The following is a 24305-nucleotide window of genomic DNA, read 5'->3' on the forward strand; positions in this document are numbered from 1 at the left end:
CCTTGGATTCGCATTACTGCACGACTTTTACGTCGTCGATCCGGGCTGTACTGGACACCATGCGAATGCCGATTTTGCCAGCCAATAGCGCAGATGAATCCGTCCATTGGACAAGCTTAGCATCATCTACGTAGCCGGTTATGGAAGGACCGGCGACGTTCACCTTCATCGCCGCCCATTGGCCGGGGTTGACCGTGCAGCTGGCACTGCTCAAGAGTGTCATGGTGCCTCCGCTTTTCTTGTACAGCTCAACCTTGTCCCCACTGTCGTTCAGGCGGAACAAATAGTAATTGGCATTGTCTACGTACCGGAATAGCAGCCCAACGTTGCCGAAAGCCGTAAGCAGCTTGACTCGCGCCGAATACGTATAATCATTCCAGGTTCCGTTCCCCTTATAAGCCACCGCTTCACCGGCGGACGTATTTTGCGACAGCGTCACACTTCCATCCATCGCCGTCCCCCAGGAGCCGCCGGAGACCGTCCAATCACTGATATCATTGTCTTCAAAATCATCGGACAGAAGCGTCACCGGCGGTGTGACTGAGCCAGGGTATTCGAAGGCCCCTATGTCCGGTGCTCCCTTGTACAGTGCGTTTCCATAAAAGTCCTTGCCGCCGTTATTGGCAACCGCCGCTCCTGCATTGATCAGAGGAGAAGTCGACTGAAGCTTGTACCCGTCCGCCGTGGCACGGCCAGTAGCCGTATTCGGACTTACGAATTGCGGGTTGCCAACGATTTTGTTCGGATCGCTTGGCACACTGGCGTTCAAGCCGTAGAAGCTGTTATGATCGTAAGTCATTCTAGGGCTATTGGTATATTGTCCGCTTGCTCCGTTGTAGAAAATATTGTTCGTATAATAAGCCATCCCGGTGTCGCTGGCATGCGTCAGCACCTGGTTCTGCGTTCCGGAGCGATAAATAACGTTGTTGTAAACGTAAAGATTGCCTCCTCCGTTAACCAAGTTAAATGCGCCGTTACCGTCGAAGTCATTCTCGCTGATGTTGTAACGGAACGTGTTGTCGTTTGTATTGTTCATCACGAGCAGCGTGCCGCCCTGATTGTTGTGGCTGTAATTGTATTGGTAAACGCTTCCCGTTACCTGAATGTCAAAATCCCACGGTTGACCGTCGCCTTCCAGCTTGCGGGTATCGAATGCCTCGTTGTATTGAAACACCGCTCCCGTCGTATAGTACGCCCACTGTGCCGCGACTACGGCAATGTGGTCTAAATAGTTCACGATGCCGGCGTTTACGCTGCAAGCGTTTCCAATTGCATTGGTTGTATTATACTCAATGAGGGGCGCCACGGCAGCCCGAACGAGAATACCGTCACGGTGAATTTTCTCCACATAGTTGCCGCGGATGACGACATTCTTGAATGCGTCGTACTTATGCGCCCAACCGCTGTTCGAGAACGCATCCGTCATCGTCTGAATGCCCGTATCCGCCACGTTGACGATCGTGTTATTCTCGATCAGGATGTCGTCCCACGTGCTCTCGACGGACGTATTCGTTCCTCTTGCATGAAAATTGATGCCTCCCGTACGGCGATCTGTGCCAAACACGTCATGAATGTCGATGTTCTTGATGTAAATATGTCTGAAATTCCCGGCTCCGGTCCCTTCTCCTACGACAAGAACGCCGCTTCGCCTCATATCCGTCGGCTGCTCACCGCTCGTGATCTCCAGGTTATTGATCTCCCAGTAGGATACGTTGCGCAGTCGAACGCCGAATCCTTCCCCGTTTACGCTCGTATTGCCGAAATGGATCATCGGTTTGGAACCGCTTCCATAACGATCCACGACAATGGGGCTTCCGCCTGCTCCCGAGCCCTTCAAGTCTAAATATTGGTTGCTCCACACGCCTCCGGCTTTAAGCAAAATGCGGTCTCCCGGTGCGAAAGTTACCGCGTTCACCTTGGCAAGCGTCTTCCATGCCGACGTTGCGCTCGTTCCCGAAGCGTTGTCGTTACCCTGCGCGGCGTCCACATAATACGTCGTGCCCGCCGCCATGGCTACCGGCGATGCGGCTGGCATCAGACTTGCCAACAGAAAACTAACCAACGCGAGCAAAGGCAGTACCTCTCTTCTTCGTCTCTCCATTCGGCATCGTTCCTCCTATTTTACCGATGCTAAAGTCCTCCTCCCCGTAGCTTCATCATAAATGCAAACGCCTGTCGAGCACGTACATTCTCATTGCCTGTTGAGGTGCAAAGTTTTGACTTTATCCCTCCCTTTCTCTGCAGCTATTGTTCTGGAACTTATATTCGCTTGGACTATTGCCGCTGTATTTTTTGAACACTTTGGAAAAATAGGCCCGATTGGAGAAACCAAGGGTGTACGCCACGTTTTCCACCGTTTCGTTCGGCTGGCTGAGCATCGTAATCGCCATATTCATCTTGAATTGGTTGACGTAATCAGTAAAATTGACGCCTGTCATCCTTTTAAAATAACGCGAAAAATAACTGGCATTCAGATGCAGGTGATTCGCCATTTCCAAGGAGGAGACCATACGGTCGATATGTTCGTCGAGATACCGGTCGATCTCTTGCAGCCGAATCTCTTTTTCCTGACCGGATACCGGTGCCAGCGTGTGCTGTCTCCATAGATTCCGCAGTTCCCGTTTGGTTAATTGGGCGGCTTCCTCGACGTGTACGGCCTGACCCAGCAGAATGAAAAAGCGGCTCTCGGCAATGCCCTTCGATTCGAACATCATGTGACGGACGAGGTCGCTGCAAATTTCTTTGACCACCCGTGGCAGGAGTCTCTCGGCGACGACCTGCTGAATCCAAGGATTGACGGCCAAATCGATCCATGCGGCATTGCCTTCCTCGAGCGCCAGCGACAGCATGCTTCGTTCTTTTTCCCATCCCCGCTCCGGCATTTGCCGGAATCCTCCGGTTTGTCCCACGGCGGTAATGGCCGTTTTTTCCGGATTGCTTTCATAGAAAAGGTTGTCCCGACGTTCGCTCAGCGATTTATATACGGTATCGAATTTCTGCAGCGGCACGGTCTGCTCCGCATAAAACCCTCTTACCTTGATTTTCAAAAAGTACTCTACTTTTGAACGAACCGATTCCATAAAATCGATCAGCGGCTGATAGGAAACATCAGGGCTCGTTACATTCCACACGAGATAAATTCCCGATTCCTGCGTTAAAATTGGCGTAATCGCCCCATGCGCTGCAGAGAATTCCATGGCAATATTGTTCACCGCGAAATGAATCAGACGTACATCCGCGTAGCCGTAGCGCTCGATCAAGGAAGCGGCGTCGACATGTATGAAGCCTTGGCGAAAATATGGAAGTTTCCAGGATATACCAAGCCGTTCTCCTAATACGAGCATCTGACCGGCATCAATTCCAGGAGACAGCAATTGCGCCAGCAAGCTTTGCAGCAGCACCTCTTTGTTGCGTTCGACCGTCTGCCGGAGCGAATATCGTTCCAGCAGTTCCTCTCTACTGCGTAATCGATTTTCCGCTTTCCGCAGACTTGTCCCCAGCTGCTCGATCGATAACTCATCCTTGATCAAATAATCGTCGGCTTCGAGCTGGAACGCTCGTTTGGAATATTGGAAATCTTCATAACAGGTCAGGAATACAAGCCGTACCTCCGGCTTGGCCATCCGAAACGCTTCGGCGAGCTCGAATCCATCCATGCCCGGTAAGCCGATGTCGATGATGACGACGTCCGGCAGCGTCTCATGAAAATCCTCCAGCGCCCGATCGCTGCTGGAAGCCGATGCCACGAGCTTCAGCTCCATATCGAGAGATTCCAGCAAATACGCCACATACTCCAGCATCGGAACATCGTCATCGATCAGCATGACCTTCATCATGATTATCCGTCTCCTTTCTGATCGCGATCGGGATGTAAAAAGTAAAGATTGTACCGCCGCTTTCGCGAGCCGCCGCCTTCAGCCGCGCCTGATCCCCGTACAGCACTTGCAGACGGCGTGCCGTGTTGACCAGGCCTACGCCTTTCTCTGGCTGCCACGGCAGCTCGTCCGCCATCCCGAGCATCTTCCGGTTCAAACGGGTGAGGTTCTCCTCGCTGAGCCCCCTGCCGTTATCTCCGATGGCGATCACCAGCATGCGGTCATGAATCGCGGCGCTCAGATCGATGGTCGGATTTTCCGGCCTGGCGGACAATCCGTGTTGGATCGCGTTCTCGACGATCGGCTGCAGAAGCAGCCTCGGCAGCTCGATCGATTCCGTTCCCTCTCCCAGCTCGTAATCGAACGCAATGTGCATCCGGTTGCGAATTTGCATGACTTGCACATAGCTTCCGAGCACCTTGCACTCTTCGGCAAGCTTAAGCGGTTCGTCAATATGAACGTAGGCTCGCAGCAGCTTCATCAATGCGTCGATCATCGTTCCGTGCGGTTCATCCCCGCTCAGCAGCAAGCTGACTTTGATCGAATTGAGCGTATTCAGGAGAAAATGCGGCCGAATCTGCGCCGCCAACGCTTTAAGCTCGATCCTGCTTTTCTCCTCCTGCTCGCTTTCCACCTTTTGCAGCAGTCCGTTGATGTCGTCCAGCATCTGGTTGAACGCGGCGGATAGAACGGCCACCTCGTCTTTGCCCTTTACGGGAATACGGACATCGCGCTTGCCCCCGACGTACTGCTTGACACTCCGACGCAGCAAGCTGATAGGTCTGTTAATATGGTCCGCCCAGAACAGGGACAGAATGAGGAACGCGAAGAAAAACAAGCCCACCAACGATAAGGACACCAAAAACTCCCGGTTAATCTGGCTGTCGATAAAGGTTCGAGGCAGCATGCTGGTGAGTTCCCAGCCCGTCTTCGGTATGGAAACCCTTGTCGTCAGCATGCCACCGGAATCTGCGGGCACGCGCTTGCCTTTAACGGCAATGATCTCGCCCGACCGGTCGGCGAGCGCGAAACTCATGTCGGGATTGCCGGTGTCCAGCAAGCCGTGGAAATACGATTGGGGGATCCCGACGAACATGGTCGCCAGCTTCTCGCGATTGCGCGGATCGACGATGAAGCTGGCGGCATAAAAGTAGTCGGGAGCAACTTCTGCCTCGCCGGAAGCAAACCATTGCAGGGAAGTCGTTTCCTTCTGATCGAGTCGACTGCTTTCCCGCAAAAAGGACGGCGGCAGCACAGAGAATACGGGAACGGATTTATCGCCCATGATCATCCGGTTTTTCTTATTTACGATCATCATCTTCAAGTTGGCATCCGCCGATTGCATCATCAACAGATCGGCGACGGAATCGAGCCGCATGTAAGATTGAAAAGTCGCGAAATCAGCAAAGCTTTCGGCATCCTTCAGATGCCGAAAGCTTTCCAAAATATCCGGATTGTACGTTTTGGAGAAATATACCGATGCGAAGGAGATGCTGTCGATCGTCTTATCCAATTGATTCGCAATGACCGTCAGCGTTTCTTCGTTGGAACGAGCAAGTTTATCGCTTACGTTCTGCTTGACCGAAGAATAGGCCCAAAAGGTTACGGCAATAAACGGCAAGAGAATAAGCATCAGGAACGAGTACTGCATCTTGCGGTGAAACGAAAATCGGCTTAACCATTCCATGACATCGATCAACCACCCCGAAATCCCATAATACGCTTTATTATAACTTATCCCAGGCCGACTGCCCGTCCGTTAACCGCTTTATTTGTTCGCATCGACCACTTTTTTCACTTCATTTGTCATGGTCGTCTTCACTTCATCGAAACTGAGGTGATTCAGCATATAACTGGAGAAGCCGTTCTCCACGATGGTTTTCAATTCGGATCCATAAGGCACGCTGAACGCGTTCGGCACTTTGATACGCGGATCGAACAACGTCTTGGTCAACGATTCGGTGTCGATCAGATTCTGATTATCTTTGTAAAAGTCTTTGATCATCGCGGCTCCATCGGCACCTTTGTAGGCGGGAACATCGTTCGTGTACTTGGAAGATTCCTTCGACATCCATCTCACGAAGTTGTAAGCCGCTTCCTTATGCTTCGATTTTGCGCCGATCGCAATCGGAGCGCCGGAAATATTGGTCATGCCGACTTCTTTCGAATCGACGGATTGCGGAATCGGCGCGTATACCATCTGGAAGTCGTGCGGGAACTTCTGCAGGTTCAGGCCGGCACGTACGACATAGCTAGGCACCGCCAGCATGCTGGCATTGCCGGCAAAAAACTGCTGCAGGACATGGTAGTTGGATGCCAGCACATCCGCATATGGCTCCACGCTCTTGTCTTTCTCCTCCATCTCGCGACGCAGTTCGAAGAAGTACTTGAAGGAAGGATCGTCGAAGATCGGGTTCAAGTCCGCATCGAGCTGCGGATTTGGGCGTTCGGTATAAGCGATGACGTTGGCGTATTCGCCCCAGGTGTGGAAGTACGTCCCGTAATGTCCGTCCACCGTCAGCTTCTTGGCATAATCGCGGAAGTCATCCCACGTCCAACCCATCTCGGGAAGCTTAAGACCCGCCTTCTCCAGATGCTCGCGGTTGAATACGGTGAGCCATTGCGTCGAGCTCGTCAAGAGACCGTAAATTTGATTATCGAACTTAACTAACTTTGTATATTCGTCTTCCGGCTTCACCTTTTCTTTGTCAAAATACGCGTTCAGCGGTTCCACGACGCCCCTCGAAGCCCGTTCAAGCACTTCATCTTCATTGCCGGTCATGAACACGTCAATGACTTCGCCGCTTCCGATCATAATGTCCAATTTTTTCACAAAATCCGTACTGTTGCTGTTTTGCACGAGGGAGACGTATTCCACTTCCACTTTGTCCTGCGATTGATTGTACGCCTGAACGGCCTTGTATATCGGCTCATCCGGATTGTTCGCTTTAAACGTGTAGAATTTGATCTGTTCTTTGCCCGCTGCCTGCCCGCTTGCCGTGGATGCATTCGTCCCGGATGCGTTATTGCTGTTGTTGCTTCCGCATGCGGCCATGGAGAGAACCACGAGCAGAATCGTTGCCCACAATGCTGTTTTCTTCAAGATCATTTCCCCCTTTAGTGGATGTTGCAAGCTCATTATACAGCCCTTGATACGGCCTATACCATCTACAGAATTGAGTTGTTAGCGTATACATTTTTGACCTGACCCGCTCGGTCTACGCAAGCCGAGTTGGCTGCCAAGTGCAAATCATCCTTTCACCCCGCCGATCGCAATTCCGTTTATCACCTGTTTTTGCAGCATGAGGAACAGTACGATCAACGGAACGATCGCCGCTACGGAAGCCATCATCATCACCGCGATTCGCGTGCCGAATTCCTCCTGGAAAAATTGCATGCCTAGCGGAATCGTGAATAGCTTTGTCGAATTCAGCATGATGAGCGGCCCTTGGTAATCGTTCCAGGTCCAGATGAATTTGATGATACCTACCGTTGCCAAGATCGGCTTGCTTAAGGGGAGCATGACGTTCCAAAATACGCGGAAGAATCCCGCGCCGTCCAATTCCGCCGCTTCGAGCAAATCGTTATGGATGCCCACCATGAATTGGCGCAGAAGGAATGAAAAATAGCTCGAGAATATCCCCATCACAATCAGTGCGGTGTGCGTGTCGTACAGCCCTATTTCCTTAATCATAATATAACGAGGAACTAAAGTAGCCTGCTCCGGAATCATCATGAATGCGAGCATCAGGCTGAACACCAGTCCCCGGCCTTTGAACGCCAATTTGGATAACGCGTACCCGGCCATGGAAGAGATCAGGATTGTCGCCAGGGTGGAGATGGCCGCAATCTTGATCGAGTTCATATAGAACAAACCGAAGGAAACGTCGCCCAGCCATACGGCTTTGACGTTTTCAACCAAATTCCATTCCTTCGGAATCCATTGAATCGGGAACGTCCATACATCCCGTTCCGTCTTGGTGGCGGCGGACAGCATCCAGAACAGCGGCAGCAGGAAGAATACGGATAATGCCGCAAAGAAAAGGGTCAATATCAGCCTGCTTGTCTTAAACCTAGTCAATAGCATCGCATGGGTTTCCTTTCATATGGTACTAGTAATGGACTTTCCGGTTTTGCGAGATCCAGGTAATCGAGGTGACGAGCAGAATCATCATAAACAGCGCCCACGACATGGCCGAAGCATACCCCATCTGGAAACGCTCGAACCCTTCCTCATAAATCTGGTACACAATGACCGTGCTCGCATAGTTCGGGCCTCCGTTCGTCAAAAACTTAATCAGATCGAACACCTTGAAGGAAGAAATGATGCTTGTGATCGCCAGAAAAAAAATCGTCGGCCCCAGCAGCGGAACGGTAATGCGCCTGAACTGCTGAATGCCGGTCGCGCCGTCGATTCTGGCGGCTTCGTACAATTCCTCCGGAATGTTGGACATCCCAGCCAGAAAAATAATGATCTGATAACCGAGAACCTGCCAAATATAGATGACCATAATCGCGATCAGCGAGTAGCTCGTATCGACCAGCCAGCGCGGCGGGTTAGACATCCCCATATCCATCAGCATTTGATTCAGCGGTCCTTTGGACGGGTGATAGAGCGCCTGCCATACGGCGGCAATCGCGACGGTCGAGCAAATATACGGAATAAAAAAGGCCACTTTAAAATACGTCTTCGCATACAGCTTTTTATGAATGAGCGCAGCCAGTACGATGCCGATCAGCATCGTGAGCGGTACTGTACCGACCGTAAACCATACATTGTTCTTCAGAGCAAGGATAAAATGATCGTCCTTGAACAATTGAACGAAATTGTCCAGTCCGATAAACCGGATCGCCGACAAGCCGCCTACCAGGTTCCACTCCGTAAAACTGAGCACGAGACTGGAGATCAGCGGAAACAGAGAAAGTACGATCAGGCCGATGACTTCCGGCGCGATAAAGATCCACCCGGCCCATTGCTCTCGCCGCTTGCGCGTCCAATAGGTTTTTGGATGGACAGCCGCGACCGTATCGCGGGCAATCACTTGATCATTCATTTGCGCTTACCTCCTATTAAATATGTGGATTCATTGTATCAAGAGGCTTCGGACATTGCGGTACAGCCTTGCGACTCTTTGATGTGCATTATTTTGACCTGTATCGAAGGGGGGGATTTGCAGCGTGCTATACGTAAAAAAGCGACCGGCGCACCGGCGCAACACTCGGCGAACCAAAGCCAGATTACGAAGCGATGGGTGGTCTCCAGCCAAAGCAGAAACCGCTCGGTCAAGCCCTCGTCCTTCGTAACGAACGCGACCTTGCTGAACAGTTTCCAAAGGTGTCCCAGCTGATACGATCATCCAATTTCGACAATTGCTTGCTGGTCGTTCCAATTCAATTTTGAGATCCGCGCTGCAGCTGAGACAGCGAGCCTCATTATAGGAGCAGTCTGACACATAGCTGTTACCGCACGAACAGAAATAAAGCCCTACCTTCATGTGAATGTCTCCTTATCAGCTCCTCTCGCGAAGGGGGATGTACTAAAACCCCCATGCCGGGTTACTGAATAAGTCGTCTTAAGCGAATTGATGTCCGGTTTCCCGCTTCTCGTTCACATACAGCTTTTCAAAGCCGTCATCGCCGATCACGATGCCACAGCACTGGCAGCGAAGAATCTGTGGGGCGCTCCGGTCAAAAAATAAGATGCCGTCCTGTAGTAAGCACCTCAGGACGGCATCTTTGTAAAATGTTCATTGGTTTGTATGTTGTTTGATTTATTTGAAGCCAATATCTCCTCGATGACGGCTATCCTCTTGGAATCCTTGACTAGCCAAATTAAGCTTCTAATATCATCGGCAGACAGTCTACGCTACAAATAAATATCTGTATAACAATGCATATAATTTCATTAATCATTAATCATGAAATTTCTTTCTCACTATATAAAATGAACTTATGGGGGTATACTTTTCGGACGCTGTGATGCCTAGTGTTCTTACGACCACTGTTGTCTCCGAAATGCTTGAACTAGAACTCCAGTGGGGCATTTCGGAGACAAAGGCGGACGCTCCGCTTCTTCAGAATCACTCGGGATCGAAGCTAAGATCGGTGCTTGAATCATTTCGAACAGTTTGACCGTCCTACGAGCATCTGCTGTATCCGCAGTTGCTGCAGGTCCGGCAGCCTTCCATGTTGATCAGCGAGGCTGATCCGCATGAAGGGCATAAATCACGGGAAGCGCTTTGGACCAAGCCGGAGGCATTAGACCCTGCCTGTACCTGCTGCTCATGCCGCAGCTGTTCCACGAGTTCATCAGGGGCAGGCAGTCCTTGGCCACCGATCTCTGATGAGGACTGCTGGGCATGCGTCTCTAGTGCCTTCGCTACCGCATCCGCAATGGATTCCACCCGATTCGGGCCAAATCCGATCGCGCCGGAGCCGCCAATTCCCTTGAGGTGTTTGATCAGCAGCTCAACCTTATGACCGTGATCTCCATAACGGAGGAACAGAGAGCATACCCGGCCAAGCGCCTCCGCCATGGCAAACACATCTGAGCCCGCCTTCCCGACATTCAGGAAGATCTCCCCTGGAATGCCGTCCAGGTCATTAATCGTAATATAAGCCATGCCAAAAGGGGTGTTCATCTTGTACGTGGCGCCCCGCAACACTTGCGGGCGGCTCTTATACTGCTTGTCTACGACTTTAGAGCCCGGTTTGCCCGAAGGACTGAGCTCCACAGTTTGTCCGCTCTGCAGCAGGTTCTGTATCCCCGAGCCCTCCACCTCAATCAGCCGGTCGGACGCTTCGGAACGCTGACCTTCCGCTTTCTCGGCAATGATTCGTTCAAGCTGATCTTCTACAGCTGCGGCTTTAGCAGCTGCTTCGCCATCCTGCTCCTTCCGGAGCTGGTTCTGATCAGCGTTCAGCCCCATTCCCTCGGATTCAGAGCCGCTGGATACTGCTGTCTCGGGCTGTTGCGGCGCCTCCTTCTTCTCAGTCTGAAGCACCTGGACATCCCGGCTTCCATCCCTGTAGATCGTTACGCCCTTGCAGCCCAGGTCAAAAGCAAGCTCATACAGGCGCTTCGTCTCTTCGATAGTAAAATCAGCCGGGCAGTTCGCCGTCTTGGAGATCGAGCTGTCCACCCAGCGCTGGATAGCAGCCTGGCTCCGAATATGATCCTCGGCGGACAAGTCCATAGCCGTGACGAAGTAAGATGGCAGCGGTTGCTCCGGATGCGCATCCATCCACTCCTGGGCAATCGGCACAAATTGCTCATCGAAGCCAAGCCGGCTCTGTCTGAAATATTTGAAAGCAAAGTAAGGCTCAATTCCCGTTGATGTGCCTACCATCGTCCCGGTGCTTCCTGTAGGAGCCTGCGTGATAATCGTTACATTCCGAACCCCGTTCTCACGCACAGCCTCCCCCACTTCCGGGTAAGTCTCCACCATCGACTTCATAAACCCGCTCTGCAGATATTTCTCTGCATCAAAAGCCGGAAATGCCCCTTTCTCCCCCGCGATTTCCGCCGAAGCGAGATAAGCCTCCCGCGCGATGAACCCATACAAGCGATCCAGAAAATCAAGGGACTCTGGACTTCCGTAGCGGATGTTCAGCTTGATCATCAGCTCCGCCAGTCCCATCGTTCCGAGCCCCACCCGGCGCTCGTTCTTCTGGTTTCTCTCGTTCTCCTCGAAATGATAAGGAGTCGTGTCAATCACATTGTCAAGAAAACGGACAGAATCCCGCGCGACACGCCCCAGCTCCTCCCAGTCAACATCGTGATGCTGCTCATCATAGAACTTGGACAGGTTAATGGCGGATAAATTACATACCCCCCAAGCAGGCAGACCCTGCTCTCCGCATGGGTTGGTGCAGATAATCGGGTTGAAATACCAGCTGTTCGACATCTGGTTGTAATATTCCATGAATACGACTCCCGGCTCTGCGGATTTCCAGGCCGACTCCATAATAATGTCCCAGATCTCCCGCGCCTTCACGGTGCGGTAGTGAATGACTTTGCCGCCAGCCTCCTTCCACTTCTCCAGATTACCGTCCCACGTATCCGTGTAGGAATCATCCGACGTGTCCGGGAATACCAGCTCCCAATCGAGGTCTTGCTTAACCGCATTCATAAAGTCATTGCTGATGCAGACAGACAGATTCGCATTCGTAACCTGGCCCATCGTCTGCTTCACGGTAATAAAATCAAGAATGTCGGGATGCCAGTCATTCATCATGAGCATCAGCGCACCCCGCCGGCTCCCGCCCTGTTCAATCAGGCCAGTTGTATAACTGAACAGCCCGCCCCAGGAGACGGCTCCGCTTGAGGTTCCGTTAACTCCCTTAACTACCGCTCTTCTCGGCCGCAGGGAGCTTAAGTTAATCCCCACTCCACCCCCGCGGGCCATAATTTCAGTCATTTCTGAAAGGGTCTCCATAATTCCACCGCGGCTGTCCTTAGGCGACGGAATCACATAACAGTTAAACAGCGTAAGTTCTTCACTCGCTCCCGCACCTGCCGCGATCCGTCCCCCAGGAACAAGCTTCCAGTCATCCAAAATATATCTGAATCGCTGCTCCCATTCTTCCCGCAGTTCCTGGGTTGCTTCAGCCGAGGCCATGGCCTTGGCCAGCCGGTCCCACATCTCCTCAGGGGTCTTCTCTATATTTAGGGTAAGCTTCTCCACCTCGGTAACGACCTGCTCCCCGCTGCGTGTCAGCACGGTAGCCCAGCTGCCTTCCCGGCTAATGATTTCTCCGACTTCCTTGGTAGGAAACTTAGGGTCATCCTTCGTCAGAACCAGCACAGTATCACCTACCGCGGCATGACTCGGATCGGGATTTTTCCAGGCATAACGGTCAAGAAATATTTTCTCACTCAAGCCTGTCAGACGTTGATGATGCAGTGTACCACTCATTTTGCAACAACCTCCTGAACATTTATATATTCATTAGCTCTACAGCCAAATAGGTATAATACCACAACATATTGAGCATCCATTATCATACTACACCACATATCGGAGTATTGTGATATTCGTCATATCCTCAATCCCGGATAAAAGCACCGTAAGAGAGATTTGCCTATCACGCATTCTTCCTCTGTTTCGCACAAGTTATGAATAGGCTTTTTTTCGTCCATACTAACCCTACATCTCATTATAATTCAGACGGCCTGGGTTTGTACTCGTGACCCAGGGAACTAAGCATCAGCCCCTGCCTCAATGAGTATCTATGAAAGGACGGAACTAGAGCATGAATACACAGCGAGAAGCTGATCTCCCGAAAGTGGAATTCGACCGTTCCTGGTACAACCAGCTTGATACCCGGTTGGGCAAGGGAGGACCATGGGACAGCTGGGATTTGTTCTCACTAGCCATACAGTCTGAGGAGGCCGCTCTAGTAACAGATTTCGAAGAAATGCAGTGTCTGAAGCATCTGCATGGACTTGAACCTCTCCCCCATCAGACGGATACGGCCAGGAAGGTGCTGTTCGAGATGCGGGGACGCGCTATATTGGCTGATGAAGTAGGCCTGGGCAAGACAATCGAAGCAGGACTCATTCTCAAGGAATATCTCATCCGCGGCCTTGTCCGCAAAGTCCTCATCCTGGTCCCGGCCTCCCTTGTGCTGCAATGGGTCAGAGAGCTTAATTCCAAATTCGGCATCACGGCAACCGCCCAGAAGAAGGCGCACTCCTGGCAGTCCGATATTGTGGTCGCCTCTATGGATACAGCCAAACGTGATCCCCACAAGGAAATTCTGCTGGGTCAGGAATATGACCTGGTCATTGTGGATGAGGCCCACAAGCTGAAGAACAAGAAGACTACCAACTACCAATTCATGCTGAAGCTCCGCAAAAAATACTGTCTTCTGCTGACCGCCACACCTGTGCAAAATGATCTGGATGAGCTGTTTAATCTTATTACCCTTCTTAAGCCCGGGCAGCTAGGCCGGCAGGGGGATTTCTCGGCGAATTTTGTGGTGGATAAGCGGGTAGTCAAGAATGAGGACCAACTAAAAGGTGAACTCGCCAAGGTTATGATCCGCAACCGGCGCGGGGATGGACAGCTTAATTTCACCAAGCGGATAGTTCGCAATGTGCCGCTTCAACTCTCTCCAGAGGAACAAGCGCTGTATGACGGGGTTACTTCCTTCATTAAGGGCCAATACCAGGCGTCCGGCGGCAATCTCAGCAGCATGCTCTCCCTCGTTACACTACAGCGGGAAGTATGCAGCAGCCGGGATGCGGTGTTCGTCACACTGGTCAATTTATCCAAGAAGCTGGCCCCCGATTCCCCGGTCAGAGACCAGATCTGGGAATTGGTTCATGTCATCAAGGCTATCAAAGAAAATACCAAAGCGGAGAAGACTATGGAGCTTATCCGGGAGATGAATGAGAAGGTGATCGTGTTCACGGAATACCGGGCCACCCAGGAGTACCTGCTCAATTACTTCCGGGACCGCGGCTTGTCCGCAGTTCCTTACCGGGGCGGGATGAACCGGGGCAAGAAGGATTGGATGATGGATCTGTTCCGGGGGAAATCCCAGGTAATGATCGCTACCGAAGCTGGCGGAGAGGGCATCAATCTGCAATTCTGCCGCAACATGATCAATTTTGACCTGCCCTGGAACCCCATGCGTGTTGAGCAGCGAATCGGGCGCGTTCACAGACTCGGCCAGCAAAACGATGTCAGGATCTACAACCTGTCCACAAACGGAACGATTGAAGAACATATCCTGAATCTTCTGCATGAGAAGATCAACATGTTCGAGACCGTCATCGGGAGCCTGGATGTCATCCTCGAACGGTTTGAGAAGAAGCACTCACTGGAGAAAAGCTTGTACAAGATCATGCTGGAGTCCGAGAGCGATGAGGAGCTCAGGAAACAGGTGGAGTCGCTTGGGCAGTCCCTGGATTCGATCAAACAAGAAGTGATTAGCGCCGGAGATTCCCAAGAAGAAGAGGGAAATCTGGAGCAGCTCTTAGGAGGCTAAGACCGTTATGACCATGACAACGGAACAAATTCGGGATTATGTGCTGACCTACCTTCAGACTACAGGTTGTCAGATTCTAGACCAATCCCCCTATCACGTCACAACGAAGCTCTCTCCTGAAGCCGACAAGGAACTGACCGGACGGCCGTTCTACTGGGGATTCATTGAGCGTACACAGACGGAACCGGAGACGATGTCATTCTTGTTCGTCTTCGATCCTGAACAGTACGATGCGGCTGAGCTCCTGAAATCCGAGAACGCGGAACAAGAGCGGCGAAGCAAGCTTCACGCCCAGCTGAATCAGCCTGTAAGATCATCGGGGGCGGTATCAGGCCCCCAATCAGAATCATCAGGACCACCATCAGGATGGGTCCAGCCCGCCTCGGCTCCCCAAGCCGAAGACAGCATCTTGGGGCGTTACTTCGGAGTCGTCCGGCCGCTCCCGAACGTAGGTCCGGGAAGAATTCAACGGGAGCACCTGCATTTTGGCAGCCCCCGGCTGAATTCAATCTTCTCAGCGGCGAAGCGCGGAGGCAGCTGTGTCTACCTGTTTGAAGACCCCGGCCAGCGGCAGCGGGTCACCCTCTTCCCTGCCGCTTATGAGCCCTGGCTGGGCGTGTGCTTCAAAGCTGAGTTCGCTTGTGATATGAAACGCGAGGAGCTGCACTTCATCGGCGTCTCACTGTCCAGCGGCAGAGTTGATATTCACTTCCGCGAACGGCTTGAGGGCAGGGAGCTGACGCCTAGATTGCCGGAGAATATTCATATTGAGCCCACCAGCCTCAGTCTGGATCAGGGGCGGGAAGCTCTGGAACAGGCGTTAATGAGCCGATTGGATGCGGTTGATTCAAGCTGGGCCATCGAAGCTCATAACCGGCTCCAGGAGGAACTGGAGCTGATTGACGCTTATTACAAAGACCTGCTGCTTGAGGAAGACCCCGAGAAGAAGCTGTCTGCTCAGGAGCAATATGGAGCCAGACGTCAGGAAATACGCTGGCAGTACGAGCCCCGCATTCTTGTTTCCGCCATAAATTGCGGAATCTTTCATCTCCGTCCGGACCCGTTAAGACAAATAGACCGGTATCGCTAAAAGACCGCAAAAATAGAACGCCGCTGACAAGCTTGTCCCGACAGGTTGTAACAGCCTTCTGAGACAGGCTTGGCTACAATAAATGCATCTATTTCACTATATAAAATGAACTAATAAAGGTTACCCTTTAGAGCGCTGCGATGCTGTTGTCTCCGAAATGCTTGAACTAGATATCCAAGTAGGGGCATTTCGGAGACAAAGGCGGACGCTCCGCTTCTTCAGAATCACTCGCCCTCTCCGCTGTGAGAGGTTAATTTTTAAAGTTCATTTTATATAGGTCAATCCGAGGACAAGCTCACTACTCTATCAAGGCAGGTGCCCCTATGAAGAACCGACTATGCCGGCTGCTCCGCACGGGTCTACTCTTGTCGCTGGTGCTGTCAAGCCATGAGACTTTGTTCGCTGCTCCTGCATACGCTAATGCTGCTGCAGAATTAGCCAACATTGCCACCGCTCCTGAAGAAGTGGAGCAATTCGCACAGAAAATGATCAAAAATCTGTCCAGCCAGGACCCGTTCCGGGATTGGGCGGGGGCCAGATTGTACACTCAGCCGCTGGGACCAGGCACCCATTCCTGGATGGTGATCGTGGAGGGAACCTCCCCGGCATCCGGCGGGTATTTAATTATTGGAGCAGCCCCGCATGGAGGTTATGCCTTAATTGAATACGGGCTTGGGTCAGACCCGTTATTCTCCGAGAAGAGCCGTGAACAGATGCTCAGCTCCCTAAGAAGCCAAGGGCAGTCTGGGAGCTTTGAAGTGGAGATGAGATATGCGGGACCTGTTCTAGCCGAGTGGAAGGCCGTTCCCAAAACGGTCGGCCGGCCTTCTAAATATTTTGACGCCGTAAGCGGGGAACTCCTGCCAGAATCAGACGCAAGCTGGGCCAGACAGCTTAATAACCCGTTATCCCTGACCTCACCGAAGTTTGTTAACAGCAGCCATAAGTTGATACAACCTGACAAAACTGTGATTACGAGCCGTGCCTTTAATACTTATGAGAATCTGACATGGATGATTCAAAAGCCCCTCCAGCTGAAAACAGGCGCCATTACGGCTATGCTTAAACAGAAAAAAAGGCTGGTCTACGCCTCACGGGGTGGTGATCGTACTTATTCCATCTCCCTGCCGGTAAACGGCTTCCAGCGCTGGGCTGGAGATGACACGATCATGGACTGCACTTATATCCTATCCAAATCAGGATCTCTAAGCCGCTGGATTGCACTTCCTGCCCTAGAGCAGATGGGAGAATTTTATGAGACGGACGGCAGCTAAACTATAGGCATGAACGACAAAAAGCTGATCCCTTTTGAAAATGAATGGGCTCAGCTTTTTTATGCCATCAATTGATATCATTACGGGTCGAAGATTTCTTCCGCCGTTCCTTCAGAAGGGGCAGCGGCTCGCTCTCCCACCACATCCCGATGGCGAAAGGAAGCATTCCAAACCACTTGCGGCTCCAGGGCTCCCGGGCAGGACGCTGCTGCCGCCGGATTTCCTTGGGAGTCTCCATCACATATACAACCTTCTCGGTAATGATCTTAACCAGTTCATCGCCGCTGGCCATGAACAATCCCTCCTCTATATAAGGACAATCATCTCCTTACCTCTATTGTGCGCCCGAATTGCACTTCTTATTCCTGAATTTTTTGCTGCTGACTTGCATGCATGATTTCTAAACGGGAACCCTAAGACAAAGGCAAAAGAAACCAATCCTTAAGGTGATTATTCATGAAGAAGATACTTCTGGTTATTATGGCTATACAATTTCTTACCCTACACGCGGCGATCCCTGCATCAGCACAAGAAGCCCGTCCAGATGAAATGGACAGGCTGGCAAGACATGCCTTTCCGGAGCCCATCATCCTAATTGATGCTGGTCACGGTGGAATTGACGGAGGGACCTCATTCAAGGAAATACTGGAGAAGGACATCAACCTCGATATTTCCCGCAAGCTGTACCTGATTCTTAAGGCTAAAGGATACCGGGCTGTTCTTAACCGGTCCGAGGATTATGCGCTTAGTGACGATAACCACTGGCTGAAGAGCCGTTCCCGTCATATGCGTGATCTTGCACAGCGGAAAGCCTTGAGTGACGAGCTGACCACATCCATTGTGGTCAGTGTTCATGTGAACTGGGGGCGCAACAATGCCAAGCGGGGTCCGGTTGTCCTTCATCAGAATGAAGGGCGTAGTGCGCTGCTGGCTTCAGCTATTCAGAATGCACTGGACCCGCTTTACAATACGCGCACCTGGCCTATGCTCGGCAAACCGTTTTATCTGCTGAATCATGTCGCCTATCCGGCGGTGATCGTTGAGACCGGATACCTCAGCAACGCGCAGGATCGGGCTATGCTCACACGCTCTAAGGGGCAGATGGAAATTGCCAAGGCTATCGCTGCGGGAATTATGGATTATTTTACGGAAATATAGGTCCAGGGCTAATCTGATGCTGCTCCCGAGCCAGCTCACTGACTCCAACAAAATCCGCCTCCTGCTTGAGCGTATCGATCGACTGCTTCAAGACAGCTGCGGTTTTCTTCCCCTTGCCTCCAACGTGGCCTATCGTTACGCAGTGGTCATGCTCCTTCAGCCACTCCGCCACCTTCATAATCTGTTTGGAGATGTGCTGGATGGATGCAACATCATCAAGAAAGATATGGTTATTGACCTGTGGCAGGCCTCTTTGGGCACAAAGCTTTCCGACCACCGATCTATAATTTGTTTTGCTGTCTACAAAGAACAGTCCCCGCTCTTTGCATACATCAAGCACAATCGACATGATCCGTTCATCGGCAGTTGCCTTGGAGCCCATATGGTTATTGATCCCTACAACAAATGGAACGTTGTCGATAGCTTCTTCAACACGTTTTCGCACCTCAGCATCAGACATGCTTGTCAGGATAGCTCCCGGGCCCAGCCACTCGGGCCTTCCGTGTTTGGGCTCCATCGGCAGATGCAGCAGCACGTCATACCCCCGCTCATGAGCGCGCTTTGCGTCCTTTTCGGTGGAAGGAAGGAAAGGCATAACGGCCACCGTCAGCTTGACCGGCATGCTGAGAATTTCATCCGTGCCGGCCATATTGTTGCCCAGATCATCAATGATGACGGCAAGTTTTTTCTTAGGCTGGTGAACCTCCGGGCTCTTGACTGATCCTGGATTTCCGGGATTTGCGGGATTTCCAGACTTTCCGGCTCCATCCAAGGTAATCTGCATTGATCTGAGGCCGGCCGCCTGCACCTTAACCTCAGGTTGAAACGAAGCGGCAACCAACCCGCATAATAACGTTGCTGTAAGCACACGGGCAGTCTTCTTCCCAATTGTCCTGAACATTCTCCTGTCCATACTCCGCCCCTCCTTAGCTAAACAAGTTGTTTCTTCATTGTGTGAGGTTGGGGAACTAAATATGTATGCCAATCAAGGGAGGTTCAGGTTCTCATTTCTGAAGTGAAAAAGGCCAACCAGCTGAACTGGTTGACCTCGTTGTTAAATTATCACTTTCATTGGAAGGTGAATCAGGGATTGGCCTGGTGCGGAAGCCACCAGATTGTTCTCCAGATCAAAATCAGGGACTGGTTCGATCCGTGAAAATTTTTGAAGAAACGCCGTTAAAGCGATGGTAAGCTCTAATCTGGCTAATGGTGCTCCCAAACAAAAATGAGGCCCATTTCCAAAGGTAAGATGTTTCTTGTTGTTTTTGCGATGAACATTGAGGGTGAACGGATCTTCAAACATATGCTCATCTACATTAGCCGCGCTCATCCAGGCGATGACAACATCCCCCTTTTTCATTTGAACACCTAGAAGATTATTGTCCTGCTTCACGGTACGTTCCCGTTTGGAAATATGGAACCGGTAACGAAGCATTTCTTCCACAGCATTGGCGGCAAGTTCCGGAGCGTTTCTTAATTGTTCATACAGAGTCTTATCATCATATAAGAGTGAATAAAAAGTGCTGGAGAGCATGTGACTTGTAGTCTCAATTCCAGCTCCCAATAACAGCATGGTCGAGCGAACGACCTCATCGTCGGTGAAACGTTCTCCCTCAAGCTCTGCCTTCAACAAATCCGAGATAATATCATCGGAGGGATTGGATCTCTTCTGAACAACAACAGGGTAGAGATACTCGAAATACTCCTTAGCCGCTATCTGTTTCTTGGCCTGAATCTCCTGCTCGTCTTCCAAGCTGTAAGGTTGGAACAGAACATCCACCCATTTCTTGAATAGATGATAATCATGTGATGGAACACCAAGCAAATCGGCCATCACGATGGCAGGCAGCGGACTGGCAAGTGACTGCACGATGTCTGTCACACCGTTATCCGGAATGTCATTGATGAGGTTCTGAACCACTTCTTGGATGCGCGGCTCCCAAGCTTTCAAGCTTCGTGGTGTAAAAGCAGCCGACATGAGCGAGCGGTACTTTTGATGCCGGGGCGGGTCTACGCTTGTAAGGCTAATTTTCTCTGGAACCGCCCCTTCTTTATTACCGGTGCCGACGGTTATGGTGGTTCTATTGCCCTCCACAGTGAAAAATTCATAATCGCTGATCACTCTTTTGACATCATCATAACGAAAAACATTCCACGTATCCGTCTCCTGATGATAATAAACCGGGTGCTCATTTAACATCTTCTTATACCATTCCATAGGGAAAAACTGTTCGGCTCTGGTCTTGAATTGAGTAATAGTATCCAAAAAAATCACTTCTTTATACATTTAAGGCTACTCCTCCTCTGCTTGATCTTGGATCAGCGCTTTAGTTCAGAGACGTCTTCCTCCTAAAATATAAGAGATACCTTATCGACTGACACCACTCCCTCTCCTTAAAACGACATTTTCATATAATATTAGAATTTTTTACCACTCTTCAAGTATATACTGATGGTATAATTAATTTCAAATTTACTTATGCAAATCAGACTAGATACTTATATTAAAGGTTTTTGTAAATATACGATGAGTATATTATTTAAAAATCCGCAGCAAAAAAGCCTGGCATCCGCCAAGCTGTACACCCGGTCTATATTGTTTTAACATGCTCTAAATACCACCAACAGCTTCTCGCAATCCTCTGGCCTTCCCTGCTAAAAGCACTCTGCGCGGACTCCTTCTGAAATGCAATTAAAACGACCTCAATCACAGTAAAATTATTGCAATCCTGCCTTTCAATCAAGTCCAGCAATCCCTGAGCAAGATCTTCTAATTTCGTTGATTCCTTCGAGTTCTGAACTATCTTGTGAAACTGTTGTAAATCAGAGATTAAGGCCTCTTTATTTATTGTACTTTCCGCTTCATCAGGTTCGTATTGACGGAGTAGTGACAAGGCCTGTTCATCAAAAATATGCTCATTCCTTTCCTGCATCGCTCGAAGCAGAACCCCTACATAGGTCAATACCTTGGATACAGCCTCATACCAATCAGGCTTCTGGGAGTGAAAGCACCTCGACATATTATCAATTTGGTGCAGCATTCCATAACACAATATAGCCCCTTCGCTGGCATAACTGCTGATCTCTTCCCCAAACAGGTGAATGAAGCGTTCAGACAGCCACCTTAATTGCATGCTCGCCAGTTTCGTTGAATTAACTTCCCCTGAATAAAAACCTGCCCAAAATAGTTCCCATACTCGTTCTTTATCCGGCAGGATCATGGGCACAGCAATCTGATCAACGAGTCGGTCGAAATCGGAAGCATAAGGCTTATACTCCAGACTTTTTCGGATTTCAAGATCTTCCTGCATGCGTTTTTCAAAAATAGCGTGGAAACAATCCTCTTTCGAATTAAAAAATTTATAAAATGTTCCTTTTGAGACTCCTGATTGATCAAGAATCATCTGAATGGTTGTATTCGCCAAGCCATGCTCAATGAATAGGCTGAGTGCCGATTCTAACAACAATTCTTTGCGTTTGCTCATCTTTTTTCTCACCGATCGTTTTTGATTCCCATTGTATCACTAGCCGTAACAGGAAAATAGGGGGCTGGTAGATGCTTGTACCACAGATTTCGAATAGGCAAAAAAAAGGCCCACGGAATGGGCCGAATATCAGGAGCCTGAGTCCGGATATATCGCTTGCTTGATATGGTGTCCGGTCAGCGATGCAGGACAATCCATAATTCCCTGAGGAGGTCCTTCAAATAAAACGTTTCCTCCATCCTGCCCTGCACCGGGACCAAGATCGATGATCCAATCCGCCTGACAGATGACCTGCAAATTATGCTCAATAACAATTAAAGTGCTGCCCTGTTCAACCAGACGGTTCATGATGTGAATCAACTGATCAACATCCGACATATGAAGTCCTGTCGTGGGTTCATCAAGCACATAGATATTCCCGGTTGCTTCAAGCTCAGCAGCCAGTTTTACCCGCTGCAGCTCGCCTCCTGACAAGGTGCTGAGCGGCTGGCCCAAAGATACATAGCCGATACCGGTCTCCTTTAAGCCTTTAAGCACTGAGGCAATCTCTGGGGTATCCCGGAAAAAATCAAACGCCTCATCCACGCTCATAGCCAATATATCGCTGATATTCAATCCGCGAAATGTCATCGCCAGAACCTCATCCTTAAACCTGCGGCCATGACACTCTTCACAGACCGTTTGAACCGTATCCATAAAGGCAAAATCCGTGTATATCACCCCTAGGCCTTTGCAGTGAGGGCAGGCCCCTTGTGAATTAAAGCTGAAGAGTGAAGCGCTCACCCGGTTTTCTCTGGCAAACAGGCTCCGGATCACATCAAAAATTCCGGTATACGTAGCCATATTGGAGCGGCTTGAAGCACCGATCGTGCTCTGATCAATAAGAACCGCCCCAGGATAGCGTTTCGAGAACTCTTGATGGATCAATGTGCTTTTGCCTGATCCCGCCACTCCTGTAACAACGGTCATCACTCCCGTAGGTATGCGTACACTTACGTCTTTTAAATTGTTCATCGTGGCGTGCTGAACCTCCAGCCAGCCGGCAGGCTGTCTGACTTCAGGTTTGAGTGTGAGTTTATGCTTCAGCGCCTTGGCGGTCAAGGTGTCCGACTTCAGTAAACGTTCCAAATCCCCCTCATAGACGACGGAACCGCCGAATTTTCCGGATTTCGGCCCCATCTCCACAATATGATCGGCAATGCGTATAACGTCAGGGTCATGCTCCACGATGAGAACGGTGTTGCCTTTATCCCGGAGCTCCCGCATCAGACGGTTGATCGTGCTGACGTCATGCGGATGAAGTCCAATGCTCGGCTCATCAAAAATATACGCAAGATCCGTTAAGCTGTTTCCAAGCTGGCGTACGATCTTGATCCGCTGTGATTCACCGCCTGATAGGCTGGATGTTTCACGATTCAGGTTCAAATATCCAAGCCCAATCGTAACAAGATGGGTCAATCGCTCTGTAATCGCTTCTGTTACCGTTCGGCCTTCCGGTATGTGAACGGTCCGAATGTACCCGAGCAGGTCACTGATCTGCATTCTGCCGAAGTCGGCAATGTTCAGCCCATTTAACCTGCACGCCAGCACAGCTTGATTTAATCTGCCCCCCTTACATGCCGGACAAAGCGCCTCAACCACCACATGATCAATCGCTTCTTTGTACCGCTCGCCATCCCTGGATTCCGCCTTATCCAGAAAAGTACGCTTTATTCGTGGAATGACTCCTTCATACAAGGAGGTTGGCGGCCAGCCTTCAAGTGGATGAGGCGGTTTGAATCCGGTTTTGTGCAGCAGCGTGTCCATTTCATCTTCTGAATAATCCTTCAGTTTTTTGTCATTGTCGAACAGACCCGTGCACACAAAACGTTTCCATCTTACATCTCCAGGGTAAAAGGTCGGGAACAGAATCGCCCCCTCATTCAGCGATTTCTCCTGATCGATCAACCGATCGACCATAACCGTTTTGGCTTTGCCTAAGCCTTCACATTCGGGACACATCCCTTGCGGATTATTAAAAGAGAAGACGCTTGACTCCCCGACAAACGGCTTCCCGAAACGGGAAAATAACAGGCGCAGCAAAGCATAGATATCCGTGGCTGTACCGACGGTTGACCTGGCGTTCCCTCCGATTCTCTTCTGGTTGATAACGATGGCTACCGGCAGCTTGTCAATGGACTCCACCTCAGGCTGCCCGTAATGTGGAAGCCGGTTGCGGATGAAGCTGGAATAGGTTTCGTTCAACTGCCGCTGCGACTCGGCCGCAATCGTATCAAATACCAGTGCCGATTTACCTGAACCAGACAAGCCTGCAAACACGGTAATTTGTTTCTTCGGAATGGCTACATTTACTCCCTTGAGGTTTTTCTCTCTCGCACCGGTAACCTGAATAAAATCATTACTGCTCATGATGCCTCTCCTCCCC

General features: G+C 50.6%; 16 protein-coding genes. 4 read left to right on the forward strand and 12 right to left on the reverse strand.

The window, feature by feature from the left end:
• Positions 1 to 13: 13 nt before the first annotated feature.
• From BN6628_RS17220 to BN6628_RS17250, 7 genes are all read right to left on the reverse strand, one after another.
• Complete coding sequence (locus tag BN6628_RS17220) at positions 14 to 2101, reverse strand: right-handed parallel beta-helix repeat-containing protein (RefSeq protein WP_068619577.1); 2088 nt, start codon at positions 2099 to 2101, stop codon at positions 14 to 16.
• Positions 2102 to 2222: 121 nt separating this feature from the next.
• The gene (locus BN6628_RS17225) at positions 2223 to 3836 is read right to left on the reverse strand and encodes a response regulator transcription factor (protein WP_068619579.1); all 1614 of its coding nucleotides are present in this window, start codon (positions 3834 to 3836) and stop codon (positions 2223 to 2225) included.
• Complete coding sequence (locus BN6628_RS17230; protein WP_162272659.1) at positions 3811 to 5574, reverse strand: sensor histidine kinase; 1764 nt, start codon at positions 5572 to 5574, stop codon at positions 3811 to 3813. The genes BN6628_RS17225 and BN6628_RS17230 overlap by 26 nt, the downstream gene beginning before the upstream one ends.
• 69 nt (positions 5575 to 5643) lie before the next feature.
• Complete coding sequence (locus BN6628_RS17235) at positions 5644 to 6978, reverse strand: ABC transporter substrate-binding protein (protein ID WP_068619582.1); 1335 nt, start codon at positions 6976 to 6978, stop codon at positions 5644 to 5646.
• A gap of 147 nt (positions 6979 to 7125) precedes the next feature.
• Complete coding sequence (locus BN6628_RS17240) at positions 7126 to 7962, reverse strand: carbohydrate ABC transporter permease (protein WP_068619584.1); 837 nt, start codon at positions 7960 to 7962, stop codon at positions 7126 to 7128.
• 25 nt (positions 7963 to 7987) lie between these two features.
• A complete protein-coding gene (locus BN6628_RS17245; RefSeq protein ID WP_068619586.1) occupies positions 7988 to 8929 on the reverse strand; it encodes a carbohydrate ABC transporter permease in 942 nt (313 codons plus the stop codon).
• 1083 nt (positions 8930 to 10012) lie between these two features.
• Positions 10013 to 12793, reverse strand: a complete 2781-nt coding sequence (locus tag BN6628_RS17250; protein ID WP_068619587.1) for an adenosylcobalamin-dependent ribonucleoside-diphosphate reductase — start codon at positions 12791 to 12793, stop codon at positions 10013 to 10015.
• Positions 12794 to 13130: 337 nt separating this feature from the next.
• Between BN6628_RS17250 and BN6628_RS17255 the strand changes: the two genes are divergently transcribed.
• The 3 genes from BN6628_RS17255 (at position 13131) to BN6628_RS17265 (ending at position 17237) form a co-directional block, all read left to right on the forward strand.
• Positions 13131 to 14873, forward strand: a complete 1743-nt coding sequence (locus BN6628_RS17255) for a DEAD/DEAH box helicase (protein ID WP_068619589.1) — start codon at positions 13131 to 13133, stop codon at positions 14871 to 14873.
• 7 nt (positions 14874 to 14880) lie between these two features.
• A complete protein-coding gene (locus BN6628_RS17260) occupies positions 14881 to 15963 on the forward strand; it encodes a YqhG family protein (protein WP_068619590.1) in 1083 nt (360 codons plus the stop codon).
• Between the two features lie 323 nt (positions 15964 to 16286).
• The gene (locus BN6628_RS17265; RefSeq protein WP_068619592.1) at positions 16287 to 17237 is read left to right on the forward strand and encodes a hypothetical protein; all 951 of its coding nucleotides are present in this window, start codon (positions 16287 to 16289) and stop codon (positions 17235 to 17237) included.
• 67 nt (positions 17238 to 17304) lie between these two features.
• Here BN6628_RS17265 and BN6628_RS17270 read toward each other — a convergent pair whose 3' ends face one another.
• Entirely contained in the window at positions 17305 to 17529 is a 225-nt protein-coding gene (locus BN6628_RS17270) for a YqzE family protein (protein WP_068619594.1), read from the reverse strand.
• A gap of 164 nt (positions 17530 to 17693) precedes the next feature.
• Between BN6628_RS17270 and BN6628_RS17275 the strand changes: the two genes are divergently transcribed.
• Positions 17694 to 18395: an N-acetylmuramoyl-L-alanine amidase family protein gene (locus BN6628_RS17275; protein ID WP_068619596.1), complete on the forward strand. Its 702-nt coding sequence runs from the start codon at positions 17694 to 17696 to the stop codon at positions 18393 to 18395.
• On the opposite strand, the gene BN6628_RS17280 is transcribed toward BN6628_RS17275, so the two are convergent.
• The 4 genes from BN6628_RS17280 to BN6628_RS17295 all read right to left on the reverse strand — a co-directional run bounded on the left by BN6628_RS17280 (position 18382) and on the right by BN6628_RS17295 (position 24289).
• Positions 18382 to 19308, reverse strand: a complete 927-nt coding sequence (locus tag BN6628_RS17280; protein ID WP_068619598.1) for a divergent polysaccharide deacetylase family protein — start codon at positions 19306 to 19308, stop codon at positions 18382 to 18384. The two genes, BN6628_RS17275 and BN6628_RS17280, sit on opposite strands and share 14 nt — an antisense overlap.
• Before the next feature lie 141 nt (positions 19309 to 19449).
• On the reverse strand, positions 19450 to 20682 hold the full coding sequence (locus tag BN6628_RS17285) for a cytochrome P450 (RefSeq protein WP_068619600.1): 1233 nt from the start codon (positions 20680 to 20682) through the stop codon (positions 19450 to 19452).
• Positions 20683 to 20986: 304 nt separating this feature from the next.
• A complete protein-coding gene (locus BN6628_RS17290) occupies positions 20987 to 21880 on the reverse strand; it encodes a TetR/AcrR family transcriptional regulator (protein WP_068619602.1) in 894 nt (297 codons plus the stop codon).
• Between the two features lie 129 nt (positions 21881 to 22009).
• A complete protein-coding gene (locus BN6628_RS17295) occupies positions 22010 to 24289 on the reverse strand; it encodes an ATP-binding cassette domain-containing protein (protein WP_068619604.1) in 2280 nt (759 codons plus the stop codon).
• Positions 24290 to 24305: the final 16 nt, after the last annotated feature.

The organism is Paenibacillus tuaregi (assembly GCF_900086655.1).
Lineage (GTDB): Bacteria > Bacillota > Bacilli > Paenibacillales > Paenibacillaceae > Fontibacillus > Fontibacillus tuaregi.